Source organism: Thalassolituus sp. (assembly GCF_984348125.1).
On the sequence record NZ_CFHJLR010000011.1, the window covers coordinates 14300 to 35404 of the forward strand.

Consider the following 21105-nt stretch of genomic DNA (forward strand, 5'->3'; position numbering starts at 1 on the left):
CTTTTTTTTTGCTTAAAAATCGAGGGGCCTGTTAGCACTCATCTCTCTACGCATTTCGGGCAGCCGCTTACTCAAGAAAAGGAAAAACCACTATGGCAGCAAAGAAACCAACGACAGCTAAAGCCGCACCGGCCCGTAAAGTTACAGCCGTTCGTGAAAAGTTCACTAAAACTCAGATTCTGAACGAAATTGCAGAAAATACCGGCCTGTCTAAGAAAGAAGTCAGCGCCGTACTTGACGAACTGGGTATCGTAATCGAGCGCCACGTTAAGAAGCGTGCCGTTGGTGAGTTCACCCTGCCCGGTCTGCTGAAGATCAAAACAGTTAAGAAACCAGCGCAGAAAGCCCGTAAAAACGTGCCAAACCCATTCCGCCCAGGCGAGACAATGGATGTTGCAGCGAAGCCTGCTTCAACCAAGGTAAAAGTTCTGCCGCTGAAAAAACTGAAGGATATGGCTCTTTAAGTCACATCTTCGCAGAGAGGGCTACGGCCCTCTTTTGTTATGCCCGACATTCCTCTCAAAAATCTGCTGACCGAAATTCGCAACTGTGACTTATGCGCCCATGATTTACCACTGGGAGCAAATCCGGTCATTCAAGTCGCCAGTACTGCAAAGATATTAATTATTGGCCAGGCACCTGGCACACGTGTTCACGAAACAGGTATTCCATGGAATGATCCTAGCGGGAAAAAACTGCGCCAGTGGTTGCAGCTCTCCGATGACGAATTCTATGACGAGAACAAGATAGCTATTATGCCGATGGGGCTATGTTACCCGGGTAAAGGAAAATCGGGCGACATGCCCCCACGAAAGGAATGTGCTCCGCAATGGCATCAGAAGGTATTTGAGCATCTGTCAGATTTGAAGCTAATTCTGCTGATCGGCCAGTACGCACAGAAATCGTATTTAAACGACAACTATAAAACACTGACCGAGCGCGTTGTGCACGCGACAGAAGCCAAAGCGCCCTTTTTTCCGCTCCCGCATCCATCACCGAGAAATCAGATCTGGTTAAAGAAAAACCCCTGGTTTGAAAGCAAAGTACTGCCGGAATTGCGTAAAAAAATACACGATGCTCTTAAAGACTGAGCGCTAGAAAAAAACTCACCACTGGTCACGCAATTTACGCAATGCTTTGAATACATCACGATCACTTAATCCCAGATGTGGAAATTCAGCTTTTAAACCATCAATGACAGCTGGGTGATGTAATCTCAAAAACGGATTGTATAAACGCTCCTGCCCCATGGTCATCACAGGCATGTCGTCGGGTTCCGTCTCTGCAACCGATGCCTGCCAGTCACTTGCAACGTTATTCTCAGGCTCACGCGTTAATGCGAACGCCAGGTTATTTTTCATGTAGTCATGCCCGGGATACAACAGAGTATCGTCAGGCAGCGGCATAAGCTGTGACACAAATGAATCGTACATTTCGTCAACGTCACCACCATTTCGACAGTTTCCTGCGCAGGCATTGAATAACGTATCACCTGAAAAAAGTACCGGTGTTCCGCCATTGTTTTCGGGTTTTACAAGCAAGCACAAATGGACTGGAGTGTGCCCAGGAGTGAAGAGGACATGAAGCTTAAGAGAACCAAGTTCGATCACATCACCCGCGACCACGCCGCGATCCACATCAGGTATTCTGGCCATGGCGTTCTGGTGCGCAATAACTTCCGCGCCCGTGGCCGCCACAACCGCTGGGTTACCCTCGACATGATCATGATGTTCGTGCGTGTTGATAATGTATTTGATGGTGTAACCCTGCGCTTCTGCCAGAGCCACCATCGCATCACCATCCAAAGGATCCAGAGCAATGGCTTGTCGAGTTTCTTCACAACCAATCAAGTAATTGAAATTACGTAACGGGTTGTTCATATAACGTCGAAATACTTCCACATTCACCTATTACCAGTACACAGTGTCCTGAATATCGTCGTCTGCTTCAGACTCGTTAATGAAGTGGCTGTTCAATAAATTAATCATCTCTTCTGAGCGCTCTTTTAGCTCTTCGTCAGAAAAAGCTTCTGCAGGGCTATGCCCCCAGACAGGCCCTGGCCAGGCAGGATCAGATTTGAATCGCGCAACATGGTGAACATGCAGCTGGGCAACGACATTCCCAAGCGCGGCGATGTTCATGGAATCAGATGCGAAATGATCAGCCATCTTCTCTGCTACAAATGCAGATTCTTCCATCAACTGAAGGCGATCCTCTTTCTTCAGATGGTAATACTCGAAAACGTTAGAGCGGGATGGCACGAGAATCACCCAAGGGTAACGGCGATCCTTCATCATAAGTACTTTGCACAAAGGCAAGCGGCCCAAATACACGGTGTCAGCTTGCAGGCGTTCATCTAAGCGGAACATAATCTCTCCTGGTTGTTGCTTTCATGATAAAGCGCCATACGTGTCAGGTCACTATCATTCACTCCGGGTACCTTAATGTCTGAGTTGATTGCCCTTTCCTCTATTTCATCAATCCCGAGGGAACAGTGGGATGCCCTTCTGCCGGATAACGCGGCGCCATTTCTACGTTATGACTTCCTGCATGCCCTTGAGGCCACTGGCTGTGTCTCGCCAAAGACAGGTTGGACGCCGAGCCACCTGATCAGCCTTGATGACACCGGGACTCCCAATCTTGTTCTCCCTGCCTATATTAAAGACCACAGTTACGGAGAATACGTATTCGACTGGCAGTGGGCAGAGGCCTACGTCAGTTATGGCATGCAGTATTACCCAAAGCTTCTGCTAGGCGTCCCGTTCACGCCCGTTCCGGGCCCACGATGGTTAAGCACCACCCCGGTGGACACCCAAAGCCTGGCCCAGGGCTTATCAGACTTTTGCTCGAGTAAGGGGCTGAGTGGCTGGCATATGAACTTCCCCGCTGGCGAACTGACTCCGGACGCTGGCGCATCGGAACGAAAAGGCTGCCAGTTCATCTGGAGGAACAATAACTTCAGCTCTTTTGACGACTTTCTGGCAACGTTCGCCAGCCGTAAACGTAAGAACCTGCTAAAGGAGCGCCGCCGGATCACAGAACAAGGCTTAAAGGTGTCACGCTTCGAAGGTGAAGGCATCACACCCGAAATGATTGATATCTTCTACCACTGCTATTGCGATACCTACTACCGCAGACGCTCTCATCCTTACCTTACGCCCGGTTTCTTTCACCAACTCCGTGAGACCATGGCAGATTCGATGATGCTGGTGCTCGCAGTAGACGAAGAAGGCCCATGCGCTGCTGCCCTTTGTTTCTTCGACGATGACGCACTTTATGGCCGCTACTGGGGGTGTCTGCGCGACTACGATGCCTTGCATTTCGAGGCCTGCTATTACCAGGGGATTGAGTTCTGCATTGAGAAGAACCTCGGTATGTTCAACCCGGGTACTCAAGGAGAACACAAGATCAGTCGTGGCTTCGCCCCCGAGTTCACACGAAGCTACCATTGGCTGGCACATCCGGAATTGCACGACGCTATTGGCAGGTTCACACGAGAGGAAGCGGCGTACATTGAAGAATATGCCGCTGCCGCCTCAGAAAGACTGCCGTTCAGGCGGGATTGATCTGGCTGTCTCATCCCAGCTTTGTTATAACCCCTCCCGGAGGTAATTATCATGGCTATGAGAGCATACAAAGTTCAGGACATTGTCGTATTCGCATCGCGCGGTACCGAAGCGAAACTTCTGGCTGCACCAGAGTTGCGCCCGGCAGAAGAGTGGCGGGAAGACGTAGCCGCCTGGGTAGCGCTTCGAGCTGAGCGCGCACCAGAACTGGATGACAGGGTGGACGCCAGCAAAACTGAGCCGTATATCCATACCAGCCACTAACCTATCGTCAGGCGGCTTCTACAAAGGACGTCCAGCTCCCGATATCAAGACAGCAGCCATGTAACGGCGGCTGCCGTACTGACACATCGCCGCCAGATTCTCCAGACTCACAGGCACATAGATATTATCGACCGCCGCCTGATCCAGCGTATCATCGACATCAGGGTCATTGATGTAAGCAAAATCTTCATCTATCGCGACCAACCACACCCAGTGCGGTGCCTTGTTCCGGTTCATCCGGTACGTACTGATTAAGAGCAGAATACGATGGCCGGATTTCAAAGCCTCTCGGAGTGTTTCGACCGTAAACTGCGACACCTCCGAGGATATCCCCGCACGTTCGCAGCGCTGACTGAAGTCATCACTGACAAGGCGCAGAACTTCACGTTTATGCTCATTCCGTACGCCCTCAATAAAGGGAACTGACTCATCCGACACCCAGATGCTGGCATCAAACCCGCGCGTCTGAGCTGCAAGAGCCAGCCCCTGAGCAGAGCAACCTCCATGGCCAGTCGTCAGGTAAATGGTTGTCGCCTCCCGCCAGATATTCAGTTCACAAAGACGCGACAACTGAAACTCTGACTGTAGACTGCGCATCGCCATCATCAACGCTGACGGACCGCACGTAAAAGGCGTTGTCTGACCGTAGAAAGGCAACTCCTGAGGAACGACACGCATCGTGCTCAGGTGTTTCTCCAGTCTCCAGCCCGCACTGCCGTCTTCGTAGTAACCGGGCAGGAAGCGAATTCTCCGATACCCGGTAGATTCATAGAGGTACAGAGCGCCCTCATTATCATCACGAACCTCCAGGCGCATGAAAAATACTCCGCGGAGCATGGCCTGAGCCTCAGCATGATCCAGTAGCTGACGCGCAAGTCCACGCCCTCGTGCCCTAGCTGAAACCGCGATGGAATACAGCCTCGCCAACGAAGTGCCACGATGGAACAGCACCAGGATGTACGCCTGAAGACCATTTTCGTCTTCATGTACCCATAACTCAGAGTGGCTGGAGCGAATGAAATGGCGAAAACGACGAGGCGTCAGCCGGTCGCCCGGAAAGGCCTCCTCTTCAATAGCCGATAACGCGGGAACATCTGCCGATGTGGCTAAACGAAACGTCATATACTGAACCTAAAAATGAAACAGCAATCTGAAGGCGCATAGTAGAACTGAACACAGCGAATCGCTACGGCTGTGCTCACGAGAAATATCACTCCAGACGAGAAGAAAAACTTGATGTTGTGATACGCCAGCGAGAACTATCATCTGGCTCAGGTTTTTCATTTTCTAATACACAAAGAGTCACCAATACATGAAGCCACTGCTCGTACTCGTTGACCAGCTCAGTGACTGGCAGCCCTACTACCCAACCCGTCAGGTCATAACCATTGGTGACTTTCTGGCTGGGCAGACCGAGGCTCGCGGCTACGTCATTAACCTATGCTCTGATTACTCTTATCTGAGTACTGGTTACTACGGCTCACTTCTCGCTGAGGCTCGCGGTGGCCAGGTGTTTCCCGGTGTTCGTGCCATTCGTGAATTAAACAATTTCGAGCAAGGACAGCCGCTGCCCACAAAGACCAGCCGCGTTCTCGAAGCCGACCGGCGCTCAAACAAAAGAAACGCGGATCAGGTAACCCTGCGCGTATATTTCGGACAAACAGATAACACTTCTCTTAAGCCAGTTGCCCGAAAACTGTTCGAGACATTCGCCTTCCCTGTGTTTGACGCGGTGCTCCAGAGAGTGCACGAAAACCTGTGGATCATCGGCTCGTTAAACGTCGTTGCAATTAACGAACTCAATGACAGTGACCAGACCCGATTTGCCGAATCTCTGGATACGTTCAGTTCGAAGATATGGCGACTCAAGCGCATCAATAAGCGTTATAAGTACGACCTGGCGATTCTGGTCAACCCGGAAGAACAGCTGCCGCCCTCCAATAAAGGCGCATTAACTGCATTTGAAAAAGCCGGTAAAGACATTGGTTTAAACGTTGAGCTGATCACCTGGAAAGAAGCCCATAGAATTGCAGAATACGATGCACTCTTTATCCGTGAAACGACAAACGTCGATCATCACACGTATCGTATTGCACAACAGGCTGAAAATGCTGGGCTCGTCGTTATCGACAGCCCTCGCGACATTATGCGCTGCTCTAACAAAGTCTACCTCCACGAGTGCTTGCAACTGCATCAGGTAGACACACCAGAAACGCGGCTATTGATGACTCAGCAAGACTATAACATCGACCACCTCATCGAAGAGCTGGAACTTCCGATCATCGTGAAAGTACCAGACGGCGCCTTCTCAATTGGTGTAGAAAAAGCAAAAACACGGGAGGAGCTACAAGAGTGTATCAGTCGCCTTGGTCAACGCTCTGCCTTGCTCTTACTGCAGAAATTTATGCCAACCGAGTACGACTGGCGTATTGGTGTTCTGAATGGTGAAGCCATCTATGCCTGCCGGTATTTTATGGCCAAAAGTCATTGGCAGATTTACAACCACAGTGCCCGATCAAAATCGAACAGTTCTGGGAATGCTGATGCCTTTGCTATTAATGATGTGCCTAAAAAAGTCATCAAAACCGCATTAAAAGCAGCGCGCTGTATGGGAGATGGGTTTTATGGGGTTGACCTGAAATCCAGCGGTGATCGGGTCGTTGTCATTGAGGTCAACGACAACCCAAGCATAGACAAAGGCGTTGAAGACCTTCATGAAGGTACGGCACTTTATCAGAAAATCATGCAGACATTTCTGGCAAGGTTGGATGACATTAACGGGCGCTGAAGCGCCGGTCTTTCTACCACTGCTGGGGTAGCCCTTTGGTTTGCAGAAGGGCTGCTACATCCATCATCAATGCGATAGACACATGCACCAGAACACCACCCCAAATCGACCGTGACATAAGAGCAAGTACACCGAGAAAAAAGCCGAACAGAATCGCGCCGAAGGACTCCGGCCATAGCTTCGGGAAGTGCAGCATCAGGTACGGCAAACACATCACCGCAATCGACAGACTACCAAACTGGCGTTTCAGGCCATTTACCAGATATCCGCGAAAAAAGAATTCAACGGCAATAAACTGAAGGACATAAATAACCTCCCAGCTCAGCAAGTCAAACCAGCTTCGATGGGCTTGATTATAAAAGGGATAATGCTGTGAAAAGTCATCACCGAAACTGGCGATGATTGCAAACACGAGAATCGGCGATGCTAACAAAACATAGCCACGCCAGTGGTGATGAACGCTGCCCCACTGCCAGCCATACTCACTCAGTGAATCTTTGAACCACCAGCGTATGGCCAGCATTGGGATAATAAGAAATCCGAGGAGGTTAATGCTGCCCCACCAGATATATCCCAGTAATTCGCGGTATTCGTAACGATGATAGTCACGATATATCGAGGGATCAGACATCACTTCGGAAAACCACTTCACCAGCGCGGTCAGGTTACTGCTGTATTTTCCGTAATGCACCAGAAGCAGACACACACAGGCAATACCGATAATCTGCCAGACACGTATACGCTCTTTCGCTTCTTCCGCAGGCGATAAACTGGCCGGTTTACGCTCTTCATCAATTGCATTGAGTTGGCTGAAAAGAAACCCTGGCGTCAGCCAGTGTAAAAATCCCATGCTGCTGTTCCATTCGTGTCTTCAATAGCCCCTACAGGCAGACTGAAGTAAATCATTAAATTACGCCATAGTTCGCCCGTGTGACTCGCGGTCCAACGAGAAATATCCACCGGGCTACTGTGCTGAAGTGCGTCGCTCACTCGATCAGCGGCTTCTTCAATATTACCGGGCGTATATCGAAAGCGGCCTGGGTATTGTTCGCGATAGCATAACGCGTCAGGGACTACAGGCGTTGCGCCAGCACTCACGGCTTCAATCATCGATAGCCCCTGAAACTCATGATCCGCTGTGCTGATCACAACCCGAGCACGCTTTAATAAGGTTTCATACTCAGCCCGCGGCACCATACCATCGGCAACAATCCGTGCGGCGTGCTTCTCACGTATCGCAGACAGTTCGCCCGGCACCTTCTCAGGTCGCGGCCCCAACAGCGCCAACTGAAAATCTACGCCGCGATTAGCTAACGTATCAAGCACTGCTTCGAATCGATCCGGACGCTTGTCGTATTCCCAGCGGTGATTCCAGAGAATCATCGGCATCGTGCCTGTTTGCGCTGGAATCGTATCAGTATTTACTGTCTCGACAGCGACAGGTAAAACCGAACTCTTCGCTCGTAACTCATCAACAACATGGTCGGGAGTGGCGTCAGGTAATTTACGCAGAAGCTCTGTAACTCCCTTCAGCATGGATTCCAGGTTAAAACGCGAATTAAACAGGCAGCGTTCAGACGACAGCGCTCCGTATAACTGAACCATCTGGGGATCAATCGACGAGTGCTGACGGTCACCTACCGGGTAAGCAAACTGATTTTCGTGGAAATACAGAGTGACAGGAATACCTGCGAGTTCAGGGTGCATACCTTTGATGGTGGCAATATCCACCATGGATGTTGCGAGAATATGATGGGGGCTCTCTTCCTGGAGTGCGTCCCGAAATTCTGCCATCCACGACAAAGGGTTACCGCGGATACGCCAGCGGAAGTAGCGGCCAGGAAGTTCGAAGATTCGAAGCCGCACAGGGCAGTCCTGCTGATTCGAGAGCCAGTTAACCCAACTGGCGTGACTTTCGGAACGATATGCTGACAGTAGCCAGACCAGAGGACGCTCGGGCATTTACTCAGATCGCCATTTGCGAGCGGTCAAGCTCCTGCTTGGCGGAGTCAGACGCCTCGTTAATTTCCGACAAGCGCTTTTCTAACCCTGAGATATTCTCTCTTTGCAGGCGTATCTGCTCGTTATAACGGTCCGCGCCGGTTTTCATCTCATCGACGATGGCTTGTGCACGGTTGCGAGCGTTCGGGCCAGCAATAGACTTCGCCAGCTCGGATTTTTCTTTGATCATGCGCTCACGTTCCTGTTGCAGGTCGCTAAGCTTCTTCTTCGCATTTTTCAGGTCACGCTGCACACGAATTTTGTCATTACTGCGGGAAAGCTCATCAGCCATCCCTTGCAACTCTGCTTCAGAAGCACCCCTCGATGGCTTACTGGTATCGACCTGGCGTTCTTCCTTCACCGAGTATTCTGACGGGCATGGCGTCTGTGAGAACAGGGTCTCGCCCGCTGCTGATTTACAGACATACACTTTCCCCGCGTGCACCGGCAGAACAGCCGAAACCACGACCATACCAACCAGCAGCAAACTACCACGCATATTAAGACTCCTTGTTATCAGAAATGTTGGCGAAAAGGCCTGGATTCGCCCTGCGCTTACCTGTGAACTGACTATACTTGAAAGCGGATTATACTTTCTACCACGGAGCAGGCATGCCTCACCCCACTCCCAGCGTCCCCGATACACTACCGGGAGATCACTGGTTACTGCAGAAATACGCATTGGATCAACACGCGATCGTTGCCATCACAGACAAGGAAGGCCGCATTCAATACGTTAATGACCTGTTCTGCGACATCAGTGGCTACGAACGCGAAGAGTTAATTGGCCGCACTCATCACATGGTGAACTCCGGTCATCACAGCAGACAATTTTTCGAAGAAATGTTCGACACACTCGCCGATAACGACATCTGGCGTGGAGAAATCTGCAATCGTCGTAAGACCGGTGAGCTCTACTGGGTAGAAACGACCATTTCTACCCAACGCGATGAAACCGGTGAAATCACGGGTTACGTGGCCCTGCGCACCGACGTCACAGACCAGCACCGCACTCTGGACGCAATGCGCCGTTTGCATGAAATTACTTCTGACCGCCAGGCAACCATAGACACTAAAGCTGAGCGAATCCTTCGTCTGGGCTGTGAGATATTCAACCTGCCGATTGGCATCATCAGTCACATCGTTGATGAACAATATACAGTGCGCTTCACTCTGAACCCTGAAAACGCACTTAAGCCCGGTGATAACTTTCAGCTAGGTAATACCTATTGTTCTGAAACTATCGCTGGTTGTCATGCGGTCGCGCACCACCATGTGGGCGATAGCGAAACCCAGCATCACCCTGCTTACGCCAATTTTGGTCTTGAGTCGTATCTCGCCGCCCCCCTGTTTCTCAAAGATAAGCTGTACGGCACAATTAATTTCTCGGGCCCGGAGCCGCGATCACGCGCTTTCAGCACCGGCGAGATTGAGCTGATTCAATTATTTGCGAAGTGGATGGGCGACGAGCTTGCTCGCGAAGAAACCGATAATGAACTGGAGCGGGATCGTCTGTTACTGGATGCCGTCAGTAAGCAAGCTCGTATTGGTGGCTGGGAACTCGACCTTACTACGGAAAATCTCTACTGGACTCCAGTCACCCGCCTTATTCACGAGGTAGACGATGATTTCATCCCGACTGTCGATAACGGCATCGACTTTTACGATGGCGATGAAGCAAAAGAGCGCCTCCGCGAAGCAATCGCAAGCGCCGTTGAAGCAGGTAAAAGCTGGGATCTCGAATTACCGCTGAAAACAGCGAAAGGTCGCAGAATCTGGGCTCGCGCATTAGGCGCGCCTGTGATGGTAGACGGGACTTGTACCCGTCTGTTTGGCTCTTTTCAGGACATCACTGAAGAACGGGAACAGGAAACCGAGAAACGCGAGGAGGCTCAGCGCAATCAGCTAATGATTGAATCGACGGCCGTTGGCTTCTGGGACTGGAACGTCAAAACCGGAGAAACCTCTTTCAGTGAACGCTGGGCCAACATTATTGGCTACACACTCGATGAGCTGGCACCAGTATCGATCGATACCTGGCTTGATGCATGCCATCCAGACGACCTCGAACACTCCGGCGAGCTCCTTGCACAACACTGGGAAGGCAAACTGAAACGCTACGAATGCGAAGCGAGAATGAGGCATAAAGACGGTCACTGGGTCTGGGTTCACGACACAGGACGCGTTGTTGAGTGGGACGACGACGGTCAGCCACTGCGAATGATCGGAACCCACCTCGACATTACAGAAAACAAACTGGCGCAGACAGAGATCAACATCAGTCACCAGAGAATCCAGCTGGCGACTGAGTCTGCTGGCATCTGCATCTGGGAGCACAACCTGACAACCGGCGAGATGGCCTGGGACGCCGGTATGCGCGAGCTGTACGGTATCGCCCCTGACGTCACACCTCCCAGCATTAAAGAGTGGGAATCCTTCATTCATCCAGACGACCACGACTGGGTGGTGACCCGACTCAAAGACGCCATCGAGCATAAAAAGCCATTCGATTATGAATTCAGAATTGTTCGCGCCGACGGTAAGGAGCGCCATGTCCGCTCTGCTGCGGTGATATTGGACGATGAGCATTCGCAAGGCTCGCGGGTGGTCGGCATGACCAGCGATGTCACTCAGCAGAAAGAGAGCGAGCTTGCATTGTTGGCGGCGAAGCGTGAAGCGGAAAGTGCTGCGCGGACGAAAAGCGACTTCCTTGCGACTATGAGCCATGAAATCCGCACTCCGATGAATGGCGTTCTGGGTATGCTCAACCTTCTCAAGGACACGCCACTAACCGATGATCAGCTCAACCGGATTCGAATTGCCCAAAACAGTGCGCAGTCTCTTCTCGCATTGATTAATGACATTCTCGACTTCTCAAAAATCGAAGCAAATAAGCTTGAACTTGAATCCATCGAGTTCGAACTCAATAGCGTACTGACCGCTGCGACAGAGTCTCTCGCCAGCCAGGCAGAAACAAAAGCCGTCGAACTTCTGGTCGACACCTCCCAGCTACACACCAATGTAGTCATTGGAGATCCCGGCCGGGTCCGCCAGATACTTGTTAACCTGTTAAGCAACGCGATTAAGTTCACCAGTGAGGGCGAGGTAACAGTATCACTTGAGCAGGTGTTACTTGATGACAAATGGCAGTTATCAATCACAGTCAAAGATACCGGCATAGGTATCGACGAAACCAAGCGCGCGAACCTTTTTAACGCCTTCAATCAGGTCGATTCGTCGACCACCAGAGAGTTTGGCGGCAGCGGCCTTGGTTTGGCCATCGTGAAAAACCTGTGTGAACGGATGAAGGGCTCGGTTTCAGTTGAAAGTACCCCAAAGGTGGGCAGCGCCTTTACCGCCACGATTCAGCTCGATATTGCCCCAGGTGCTACCCCGCTTCCCGGCCTCAATGGCACTCGTGTACTGGCTATTATTAATAACCCGAAATCGCGTGAGATTACCCGGAAGAACCTGGAAGCACTGGGAGCCAGAGTCGATGCCGTCGGCTCAACGGCCGACGCATCAGAAATATTGATAGGCGACCCAGACAGCGTCGACCTTCTCATTTTGAGCAGCAATATTCCCGGTGAAGACTGGAGAGACAGTTCTGAAGCATTAGCTCAGCTACCAGCCATGGATACAGCACTCAGAGTTTTGATGGTACCGGTAAGCTTCCGCCAGTCAGAACGGGTTCTCGAGTCCGGCAGACTCCATGGCCATGTACTAAAGCCGTTGAACGTACTCAATCTCGTCGAATACTTCCATACGCGCAAAGAGTTCGATCATACCGGCAATGCGGACGTACCGAACAATAAACCCACCTTTCGGGACAAACGAGTGCTGCTTGTCGAAGACAACCGCGTAAATCAACTTGTCGCAGAAGAAATGCTCACCGCTTTGGGTATTAAAGTAGTGGTCACTGAAAATGGTGAAGAGGCTATTCAGAAAATCAGCTCAGAAGAAACTCCATTCGACCTCATTCTTATGGACTGCCAGATGCCTGTAATGGATGGCTATCAGGCAACGCGGGCTCTACGACACGGACGCGCCGGCGACCAACACCAGAGTACCCCTGTCATCGCCATGACAGCACACGCCATGACTGGCGACAAAGAGCGCTGCCTTGCGTCTGGTATGAATGACTACCTGGCAAAGCCTGTAGACCCGGGTTTACTGACCTCCATGCTTGAACGATGGTTGCTGGCAGATGACGGAAGCCAGGATTCTACAGTGAGCGACAGAGCTGTCGTCATTAAAAGCCAGCCAGAAACCGGTGAAATGATCTGGGACCGCCAGCAAGCTCTCAAGCGCGTTGTGGGTAACGAGAAGCTTCTGAACCAACTGATTGATATGTTCCGCAGTGAGCAGCCTGTGCGCCTCTCGGAGATGACGCAACTGCTTGATGGTGGTCGCTACGAAGCTCTCAGGGAGGTGGCACACAACCTCAAAGGGGTCGCTGGTAACCTCGGGCTGGTCGCCATACAAAAAGTCGCCTCAAAGTTGGATCAGGATATACGCACCGGTAACACTGAAACAGCAGAGATGCTACTCGATGAGCTGCATGAAGAAACAGCACGACTGACCGAGTTGGTAGAAACAAGTAACGAAGCCGAAGCCCCTACACCACTAATTGGCCTGAGAGAACGACTGGTTGCAATAAATCACGCATTGGAACAAAACGACTACATTAGTCAGAAGAGTCTTGAATTCATGCTTAAACCCCTTGGGAATGCGTATTACGAGGCAGAATTGGGGCAGCTTGCGCACGAGATCACAGCATTTGAAAACGCAAAAGCTCAGTCTAGGATTAAGTCACTGCTTCAGCAGATAACCGAGAGCTATAAGAATGCCTAATGAAATTCCGTTATCCACTGTTTTGATCGTTGACGACTCGCCGTCGAATATCCGCGTTATGGCCGCGGTGCTTCAGGAGCGTTATCGTGTCAAGACAGCGACGAGCGGACAGCAATGTCTTGATATGGCACTCCGGCACAAACCAGACCTCATCCTCCTTGATATCGAAATGCCCGGCATCTCTGGATACGAAACCTGCCGCGAACTCAAAGACATGAGCGAAACCCGGGACATTCCCGTCATTTTTGTTACCGGCCGCGACAACATCGAAGACGAACAGCTTGGTCTGCGAATCGGCGCCGTTGATTACATCACCAAACCCATTCGTCCGGTAATTCTGTCTGCCCGCGTTGATACTCACGTAACACTGAAGCGCCAGCAGGATCGTCTGTTGCAGCTGGCTATGCACGATCAACTCACCGGCCTGTACAACCGCCACTACATGCTGGAAATGGTCGACCAGCGAATTGCGCGTGCGCGTCGTCATAACACACCATTGACCACGCTGATTATCGACCTTGATCACTTCAAAAAAATCAATGACACCCATGGACACATTGCCGGTGATCAGATTCTCGAGCAGGTATCAGAGCTCCTCCAGCGCCAATGCCGCACTGAAGATACCGTCGCACGCTTTGGTGGCGAAGAGTTTATCGTACTGATGGAACCCTGCTCGCTGAATCAGGCACACTACAAAGCCGAGGTAATGCGCCACCAGATATCTGAGCTCATGCCCTCCTCTATCCCTGTTACCGTAAGCATTGGCGCGGCAGAACTGTCGGATCATGATGAGAATTTCAACGATCTTCTCAAGCGAGCCGATGATGCCCTTTACCGGGCAAAAGAAAACGGCCGCAACTGCACTGAACTGGCTCACCCGGAAGACATAGTGACAGCCTCCAAAGCCCCTCACTAATCAGGTACAATCGCCGCCCTGAGATAATTACCCCGGCGGCGAAGGTACACACCATGACAGACCACCCCTCAAATCCAAGTGTCGGTGAAGGCGATGCAATTCCAGGCAGCGGCAAAGTAGGATTCGTGTCTCTCGGCTGCCCGAAAGCCCTGGTGGACTCCGAACGCATCCTGACCCAACTCAAGCTTGACGGCTATGACGTAGTAAACCAGTACAACAACGCAGATGTCGTTGTCGTAAACACTTGTGGTTTTATCGATGCTGCCAAACAGGAATCTCTCGACGCCATCAATGAAGCCATGAACGAAAACGGTCGTGTGATTGTGACTGGCTGTATGGGTAAAGGCGCCGATGCTGAGCTGATCAAAGAAAAGAACCCCGGTGTTCTCGCAGTAACAGGCCCACAAGCCTACGAAGAGGTCATGACCGCAGTTCATGAATGGTCACCTAAGCAAACCGAACATAATCCGTTTACGGATCTGGTTCCGCCCCAAGGTGTGAAGCTGACACCTCGCCACTACTCTTACCTGAAGATCTCAGAAGGCTGTAACCACAGCTGCACCTTCTGCATCATCCCGGATATGCGCGGGAAGCATGTCAGTCGTCCTATCGGCGATGTACTGGAAGAAGCGAAACGCCTCGTCAATGCAGGCACCAAAGAGCTACTCGTGATCTCTCAGGACACCTCCGCGTACGGTGTCGACCTGAAGTACCGCACGGGCTTCTGGGATGGCAAGCCGGTAAAAACCAAGATGCTCGACCTCTGTGAAGAGCTCGGCAAGATGGGAGTTTGGGTACGCCTGCATTATGTTTACCCTTACCCGCACGTAGACGACGTGATTCCGCTGATGGCGGACGGAAAGATACTTCCGTATCTGGATATCCCGTTCCAGCACGCAAGTCCGCGTATTCTGAAACTGATGAAACGCCCTGCGCACGCCGAAAACACACTGGCGCGTATCAAGAAGTGGCGCGAAATCTGCCCGGAGCTTGTGCTGCGCTCGACCTTCGTTGTCGGCTTCCCCGGTGAAACCGAAGAAGACTTCCAGATGCTCCTCGACTGGCTCGAAGAAGCAGAACTCGATCGTGTTGGTTGTTTCAAGTACAGCCCCGTCGAGGGCGCGAAAGCGAACGACCTGCCTGACCATGTGCCAGAAGACATTCAGCAGGAGCGTCATGACCGCTTTATGGAAAAAGCGCAGGAAATCAGCACGCGTAAGCTGGCCCGAAGAGTCGGTACCCGCATGACTGTGCTTATTGATGAAGTCGATGACGAAGGTGCGATTGGCCGCTCAATCGCCGACGCGCCCAACATCGACGGCATGGTTTACCTGAACGAGTTCTTCGATTGCCAGCCGGGGGATTTCCTTGAGGTTGATATCGAGCATTCCGACGAATATGACCTGTGGGGAACCCCGGTTAACGGTTGATACCCTCCGGGGTCGCCGTTAGCCAGACAAGCTGGCTATCGGCGGTCACCCCGCCAACATTGTATCCAGATCCACCTGCGACGGCATAAACCAGTATGAACCGGTCAATGCGTCACTGAAATCCATCATGGCATCTGTGATTCCGTCGTCCTTACCCAGCATGCTATCGATCACGCTCACAAAGCGATCCATGTCGCAGGCAAACGCGAGGAAATAAAGCCCCTTGTCCTCTCCACCACCGTAAGGCGTACCACGGCGATACATTTTCATCGGTACGTCGTCGACGTCAATGTCAGTGCGCCCGACATGCGATTCAGGCGGCAGCGCCGTTCCTTCGAGTTCGATATTCGTCTCTTTGGTGCGGCCAATAACGTTTTCCTGGGCATTTACACTCAGACTCAGAAATTCCTGCAATCTGTGTGTCCATTTCTGTCCGAGGACAAACGATCCACCTGCTCCCAGCTCCCCTTCAGGAATAAGCGCTGCCGCACGCTTTTTCTCTGCCGTTCCGGGGTTTCCGGTACCATCAACGAAGCCAGTAAGAATTCGTGCATCACGGGTTTTGTACCCATCCAGATCGAGCTCCAGATCTGCGACGTCGGACAGAGCCTCGGTAACTTGAACTACGGCATTCATTACGTCACCGCGATCTTCGCCGACAACCCAGATGAACATGTCGCGCTGCGACGCTGGCATAACGTGCCCTTTGGAGGAATACTGCGCCGTAAAGTCACATAGTCCTGAGGGTGTCCAGCCTGGGCCTAAGCGCTTCCAGGAGGCCTGATTGAATGCGACCATGATACGCGCACCATCAACAGGCTTTAGTGCCCGAGAAAGAGCTTGGCGCAAATCGGCATCAGCTGCCGAGCGAAATTGATATTCCAGATACTGACTACTGCGACCCGGCTCTTCAAACAGGCCGGCCTGATGTGGGTTCATTCTCACTGCTCCGGTTGTCAACGCCCTCTGTATGTTCAGAGGTTTTATTTATTCTAGCGCCAGACAACCGATAGTTCAGCCGTTATTTAATTCAAAACCTTTCACCCATTCTACGAATCGCTGAGAAGCCATAGAGCGGCCAAACAAGAAGCCCTGACCACAGCCACAGCCCATCTGGCGAAGGGTATTTAGCTGATTTTCATTCTCAATACCTTCGGCCGTCACGTTCATGCCGAGAACGCCGCAAAGCGCAAAGATAGCTTTGCAGATCTCAATGTCACTTTCACTGTTGGGCAAATCCATAACGAAGCTTCGATCGATTTTTACGCGATCGAAAGGCAAGGATTTCAGACGGCTTAATGATGAATACCCTGTACCAAAATCGTCGATAGCAAGGCGAATACCAAGTGCACGGAGTTGATCAAGCTGCTGCTTGGCGTGTTTATTATTCTGAATTGCCGTCTCGGTAACTTCTAATTCGATTCTATCCGCTGGCACGTCATGTTCTTTAAGCAGGTAACTGATAATTGAAGGAAAGTTTTTATCCGATAGCTGACGAGCAGAAACATTGACGGATACAACAAGCTCCGTGAGGCCTTGCAGCCGCCATTGATGCAGCTGCCTGAAGCTCTCAGTTAATACCTTTTCACCTAACTCAAGTATCACATTACTCTGCTCGGCAATGGGGACAAACCGCTCTGGAGGAATCACCCCAAGATCATGGCTATACCAACGGCACAGGGCTTCGGCCCCATAGACCCGCCCATTAACGACATCGACCAGGGGCTGAAACTCAACACAGATTTCGTTACTGTTCAGCGCATCTTTAATATTGCGTTCGATGCGGTTTCGCTCAACCGAAACCATCGCCAGTTCAAAATCATAAAACTTAAAACAACTCTTGCCCGCGCTTTTCGCATGCATCAAGGCTGTGTCAGCAGCCGTAATCACATCTTCATGGGTGATCAGCTCTCCACCTGAAATGGCAACACCAATACTGGCAGAAACCTCGACGACTTCACGGGATAATGTGATAGGTTCAGCGACTGCTCTAAGCAATTTATTCGCCATTACACGCAGCCCTTCATGGTCGCTGAAGTGCGGTACTACAATGACGAACTCATCGCCACCAACACGAGTAACCGTATCGTCTTCCCTTACCGAGCTGACAAATCGCTCGGCAATAATCTGCAATAATCGGTCTCCCTCAGCATGCCCTAAGGTGTCATTAACGAGCTTAAAACCGTCAAGGTCGATATAAAGCACAGCCACAGGTTCCGCTGAGTTACGCTGTGCATGCAGATATTCACTCAACGTGCGTTCAAGGTGAACGCGATTTCCGACACCGGTCAGGGAATCAAGAAACGCCATTCTCTGCAGGTTCTTTTCAGCGCGGCGAAGCTCGCCAATATCTGAAATAGTAAATACATAATTGGTGACCATGCCATCGTCATCAAATACGCCAGAAATATGTTCCCAGGCCGGAAAACGCTCACCAGATTTGGTATTGCAGGCTACTTCACCACTCCAGAAATGATTACCTTGTTCAAGGAGCTTGGGTGAAAAGTGGTCTTTATGACGACGAGCGTGAAGAAACTCATCCGGATCGCGCCCCTTGATTTCATCAATGGTGAATCCAGTGATAATTTCCAAGGCAGGATTAGCAGAGATCACTTTTCTCTCAGAATCGGTTATCAGAATCGCTTCAGAGATAGATTCAAAGACGACTCTGGCCTGTCGCAGCTCCTCTCGCTCGCGTACCTCTTTCTCAATATCACGAGCAATACCAACGACCTTACGTTGGCCTTCTTTATCTGTTACGACAGCCGCAAACAAATCGACACTATGATAGTCGTCAGTGTCCTTGTATAACAAACGAACTTGCTGTGAAAGCTGACCTGTGCTGTTAAGAGAAGAAACAAGCATATCTCTGTCAGCGGGATGTACGCGATTAATAATATCGTCAATCGTGCTTGCGAAATTCGTCGTTCCTGGTTGCTCGGGCGTCGCCAGACAAAGTCTGTCTTCTGGCTCCCACTCCCAGGCTGACATATTGGCGGCTTCGAGTGCCAACTTCAGTTTCATGTCACTCTTCTTTATCTCATCATCAACCTCATGTTTTGCTAGTGCCACCTGAATAGATGCATCTATCTCACGAGCATCATAAGGCTTTATCAGATAGCCATAAGGTGTTGACTGTCCGGCTTCGCGAATCACCGACCTGTCAGAGTATGCGCTCAGGAAAATAACCGGAATATCCAGTTCCTTTGAGATCAGCTGTGCAGCTTCTGTACCCATCATGGCTGTTTTTAAATGAATATCCATAAGAACCAGGTCAGGCTTCAGTCGTCGTGCAAACTCGATTGATTCCTCCCCAGAAGCAACACTACCAACCACCAAATAACCCAGTTTTTCCAGCGTCATCTTCAGATCCAGTGCAGTGATCCGCTCATCTTCCGTGATCAGAATCTTTTCGCCACTCATTCCTCTGTCTCCTGCTTGCGAAAGCGTATTTCATAGCGAGTTCCTTGATTTCTTATCAACACTATTTCTCCGTCCAGCTGCTCGACTAATCCGGGAATCAACTGGAATCCAAGCGATGTTGTTTTGCCAAGTTCTACCCCTTCCTCGACTCCCTTTCCATTGTCCTCAACAACCACAATATTCATATCACCATCCTGTGACATTGAAATACGTATTTCACCCAGGTCTTGATCAGTAAATGCATGCTTTATGGAGTTTGTTACGAGCTCATTAAGCAACAAGCCGAAAGGCAGCGCCTGATCCATCGTCAAAAAGACTTCCCGTTCGGGAGGTACAAGGATGGTTTTGATATTCTGACTGCTGGTCATCGTATGACTGCGCGTGATAAGCGAAACTAACTCGCTACTGTATTTTGCAGCGCCAATACTCTCGTACGTTTTATGCTCGTATAGCTGCTGGTGCATCAGAGCCATTGCCTTCACCCTCCCCTGGCTTTCAAGAAATGCGCCCACCAGCTCCTCGGGAACACTGCGCGCCTGAAGGCTCAATAAACTGGAAACCACCTGTAGATTATTTTTTACACGGTGATGAACTTCGTTAAGAAGAGATGTCTTTTCTTTCAAGGCTTTAATAAGACTCGCCTGAATCTGCTTCTGAATCGAAATATCAACTACCGTTGCGAGAACCCGAGTTCCTTCCGGAAACTGCAAAGGCGTCAATGCGACTTCTACCGGAAATTCTGATCCGTCACGCCGACAGGCCATCAATTCCCGCATAGCCGCCATGGCTCGTGGAACCGGGCTTTCCTGGTAACGCGTTCGATCACGCCGGTGCTTTTCACGTAAATGAGACGGGATAAGGTCTTCAATTGAGCAGGAATATAATTCAGATAACGAATACCCGAACATGCTGGCCATGCTGGGGTTGGCGAGCATAATCTCGCCGTAGTCATTAATCATTACCAGGCCATCTGCAGTAGAGTCAAACACACGGCGGAAGCGCTTTTCACTGAGTGATAATTCAGTTTCCCGACTTTTTCGTTCAGATACGTCGTTTGCCGAGGCGACGAGGTGAGTGACTTCGCCATCCGCGCCAAGCAGCGGCGAAACCATAAAATCGATAGTAATGCGGGTATCACCCACCGTACGGATAGGCACATCATAACGAACAGTCTCACCCGCACCTGCACGGATAACAGCTGAGCGCAGTTGCATCTGAATTTTTGGTGAGTAATTCCACCAGATACAGTCCCAGAAGCGCTTGCCGATGACATCGGCGAGATCAATGCCCGCAGCCTCTAACGGTGCTCGGTTAGCATCGATAAGGAGGCCGTCTGGAGAGAGAATACTGACAAAGGTAAACAGGCTGTCGAGAATACGCCGCTGCAGTTCGTGAGCTTCTTCCTGAGTGCGCTTGAGCTCATACTCGAGCGTCCGATTGACCGCCATAACCAGAATTCCAGCAACCTGACCCGGCGAAGAAAAAATCGGAAGATACGATGCTTCCCAAAAAGAGTCCTGCCCGACTACGCTGGGCGTCTCACCGGCAATCTCAAGGTTTCTTACAGGCTCACCGGTTTCAATAACTTCTTTCAGGATGGGAGTAATCAGCGGACCTAACTTGGGCAAAACCTCCGAGACAGTTCTGCCAATGTGTTCCTCACCAGAAACACCGTTAAACCTCGCCAGAAGGGCATTCAGCTCCACATACCGTAGCCCGGTATCAAGTATCGCAATCCCCATATCCTCGGAGCTCAACAAGGCGTCGAACGCCCCGGACTTCAGCCCCGTCAAATCCCTCTGTTCCGTTACCGCCATTGCCTGCTCCCGCGCTTCTCGCGCCGCATAGCCCCTGTAACATCAG

17 protein-coding genes are annotated in these 21105 nt (G+C 51.0%); 8 read left to right on the forward strand and 9 right to left on the reverse strand.

Annotated elements, in window-relative coordinates; translation table 11 throughout:
- Positions 1 to 92 precede the first annotated feature (92 nt).
- Together AC5E51_RS09320 and AC5E51_RS09325 are read left to right on the forward strand one after the other, a co-directional pair.
- Positions 93 to 464 carry an HU family DNA-binding protein gene (locus AC5E51_RS09320; protein WP_076517183.1) on the forward strand — a complete coding sequence of 124 codons (372 nt, stop codon included), beginning with the start codon at positions 93 to 95 and terminating at the stop codon, positions 462 to 464.
- Positions 465 to 503: 39 nt separating this feature from the next.
- Positions 504 to 1091, forward strand: coding sequence for a uracil-DNA glycosylase family protein (locus AC5E51_RS09325; protein ID WP_491778471.1), 588 nt, complete (start codon positions 504 to 506; stop codon positions 1089 to 1091).
- Positions 1092 to 1106: 15 nt separating this feature from the next.
- On the opposite strand, the gene AC5E51_RS09330 is transcribed toward AC5E51_RS09325, so the two are convergent.
- Both AC5E51_RS09330 and AC5E51_RS09335 read right to left on the reverse strand, forming a co-directional pair.
- Entirely contained in the window at positions 1107 to 1880 is a 774-nt protein-coding gene (locus tag AC5E51_RS09330) for a hydroxyacylglutathione hydrolase (RefSeq protein WP_491778472.1), read from the reverse strand.
- A 30-nt stretch (positions 1881 to 1910) separates the two neighbouring features.
- Positions 1911 to 2369, reverse strand: a complete 459-nt coding sequence (locus AC5E51_RS09335) for an HIT domain-containing protein (RefSeq protein WP_068439990.1) — start codon at positions 2367 to 2369, stop codon at positions 1911 to 1913.
- 75 nt (positions 2370 to 2444) lie between these two features.
- Here AC5E51_RS09335 and AC5E51_RS09340 point away from each other — a divergent pair, with 75 nt between their 5' ends.
- Both AC5E51_RS09340 and AC5E51_RS09345 read left to right on the forward strand, forming a co-directional pair.
- Complete coding sequence (locus AC5E51_RS09340) at positions 2445 to 3566, forward strand: GNAT family N-acetyltransferase (protein ID WP_068439988.1); 1122 nt, start codon at positions 2445 to 2447, stop codon at positions 3564 to 3566.
- Positions 3567 to 3617: 51 nt separating this feature from the next.
- Positions 3618 to 3830 carry a hypothetical protein gene (locus AC5E51_RS09345; protein WP_068437543.1) on the forward strand — a complete coding sequence of 71 codons (213 nt, stop codon included), beginning with the start codon at positions 3618 to 3620 and terminating at the stop codon, positions 3828 to 3830.
- A gap of 18 nt (positions 3831 to 3848) precedes the next feature.
- Here the strand turns inward: AC5E51_RS09345 and AC5E51_RS09350 are convergent, their stop codons facing one another.
- Positions 3849 to 4952, reverse strand: coding sequence for a GNAT family N-acetyltransferase/peptidase C39 family protein (locus tag AC5E51_RS09350; RefSeq protein ID WP_068439986.1), 1104 nt, complete (start codon positions 4950 to 4952; stop codon positions 3849 to 3851).
- Between the two features lie 190 nt (positions 4953 to 5142).
- On the opposite strand from AC5E51_RS09350, the gene AC5E51_RS09355 reads away from it, so the two are divergent.
- Positions 5143 to 6618, forward strand: coding sequence for a RimK family ATP-grasp domain-containing protein (locus tag AC5E51_RS09355; RefSeq protein WP_491778473.1), 1476 nt, complete (start codon positions 5143 to 5145; stop codon positions 6616 to 6618).
- Positions 6619 to 6631: 13 nt separating this feature from the next.
- Here AC5E51_RS09355 and AC5E51_RS09360 read toward each other — a convergent pair whose 3' ends face one another.
- From AC5E51_RS09360 to AC5E51_RS09370, 3 genes are read right to left on the reverse strand one after another with little or no spacing between them, the layout of a single operon-like run.
- The gene (locus AC5E51_RS09360) at positions 6632 to 7468 is read right to left on the reverse strand and encodes a CPBP family intramembrane glutamic endopeptidase (RefSeq protein ID WP_297533756.1); all 837 of its coding nucleotides are present in this window, start codon (positions 7466 to 7468) and stop codon (positions 6632 to 6634) included.
- Entirely contained in the window at positions 7447 to 8580 is a 1134-nt protein-coding gene (locus tag AC5E51_RS09365; RefSeq protein ID WP_491778474.1) for a tRNA-queuosine alpha-mannosyltransferase domain-containing protein, read from the reverse strand. The genes AC5E51_RS09360 and AC5E51_RS09365 overlap by 22 nt, the downstream gene beginning before the upstream one ends.
- A 4-nt stretch (positions 8581 to 8584) precedes the next feature.
- Entirely contained in the window at positions 8585 to 9118 is a 534-nt protein-coding gene (locus AC5E51_RS09370) for a hypothetical protein (protein ID WP_491778475.1), read from the reverse strand.
- A gap of 113 nt (positions 9119 to 9231) precedes the next feature.
- Between AC5E51_RS09370 and AC5E51_RS09375 the strand changes: the two genes are divergently transcribed.
- From AC5E51_RS09375 to rimO, 3 genes are read left to right on the forward strand one after another with little or no spacing between them, the layout of a single operon-like run.
- Positions 9232 to 13473 carry a PAS domain-containing protein gene (locus AC5E51_RS09375; protein WP_491778476.1) on the forward strand — a complete coding sequence of 1414 codons (4242 nt, stop codon included), beginning with the start codon at positions 9232 to 9234 and terminating at the stop codon, positions 13471 to 13473.
- Positions 13466 to 14389, forward strand: a complete 924-nt coding sequence (locus AC5E51_RS09380; RefSeq protein WP_488073277.1) for a diguanylate cyclase — start codon at positions 13466 to 13468, stop codon at positions 14387 to 14389. The genes AC5E51_RS09375 and AC5E51_RS09380 overlap by 8 nt, the downstream gene beginning before the upstream one ends.
- Positions 14390 to 14442: 53 nt before the next feature.
- Positions 14443 to 15819, forward strand: coding sequence for a 30S ribosomal protein S12 methylthiotransferase RimO (gene rimO / locus AC5E51_RS09385; protein ID WP_301377260.1), 1377 nt, complete (start codon positions 14443 to 14445; stop codon positions 15817 to 15819).
- Positions 15820 to 15864: 45 nt separating this feature from the next.
- Here rimO and AC5E51_RS09390 read toward each other — a convergent pair whose 3' ends face one another.
- The 3 genes from AC5E51_RS09390 to AC5E51_RS09400 form a co-directional block, all read right to left on the reverse strand.
- Positions 15865 to 16758, reverse strand: coding sequence for a Dyp-type peroxidase (locus tag AC5E51_RS09390; RefSeq protein WP_297533750.1), 894 nt, complete (start codon positions 16756 to 16758; stop codon positions 15865 to 15867).
- 75 nt (positions 16759 to 16833) lie between these two features.
- Entirely contained in the window at positions 16834 to 19242 is a 2409-nt protein-coding gene (locus tag AC5E51_RS09395) for a two-component system response regulator (RefSeq protein WP_491778477.1), read from the reverse strand.
- Positions 19239 to 21059, reverse strand: a complete 1821-nt coding sequence (locus AC5E51_RS09400; protein ID WP_491778478.1) for a PAS domain-containing protein — start codon at positions 21057 to 21059, stop codon at positions 19239 to 19241. Before AC5E51_RS09400 ends, AC5E51_RS09395 begins: the two co-directional genes overlap by 4 nt.
- Between the last annotated feature and the right edge of the window lie 46 nt (positions 21060 to 21105).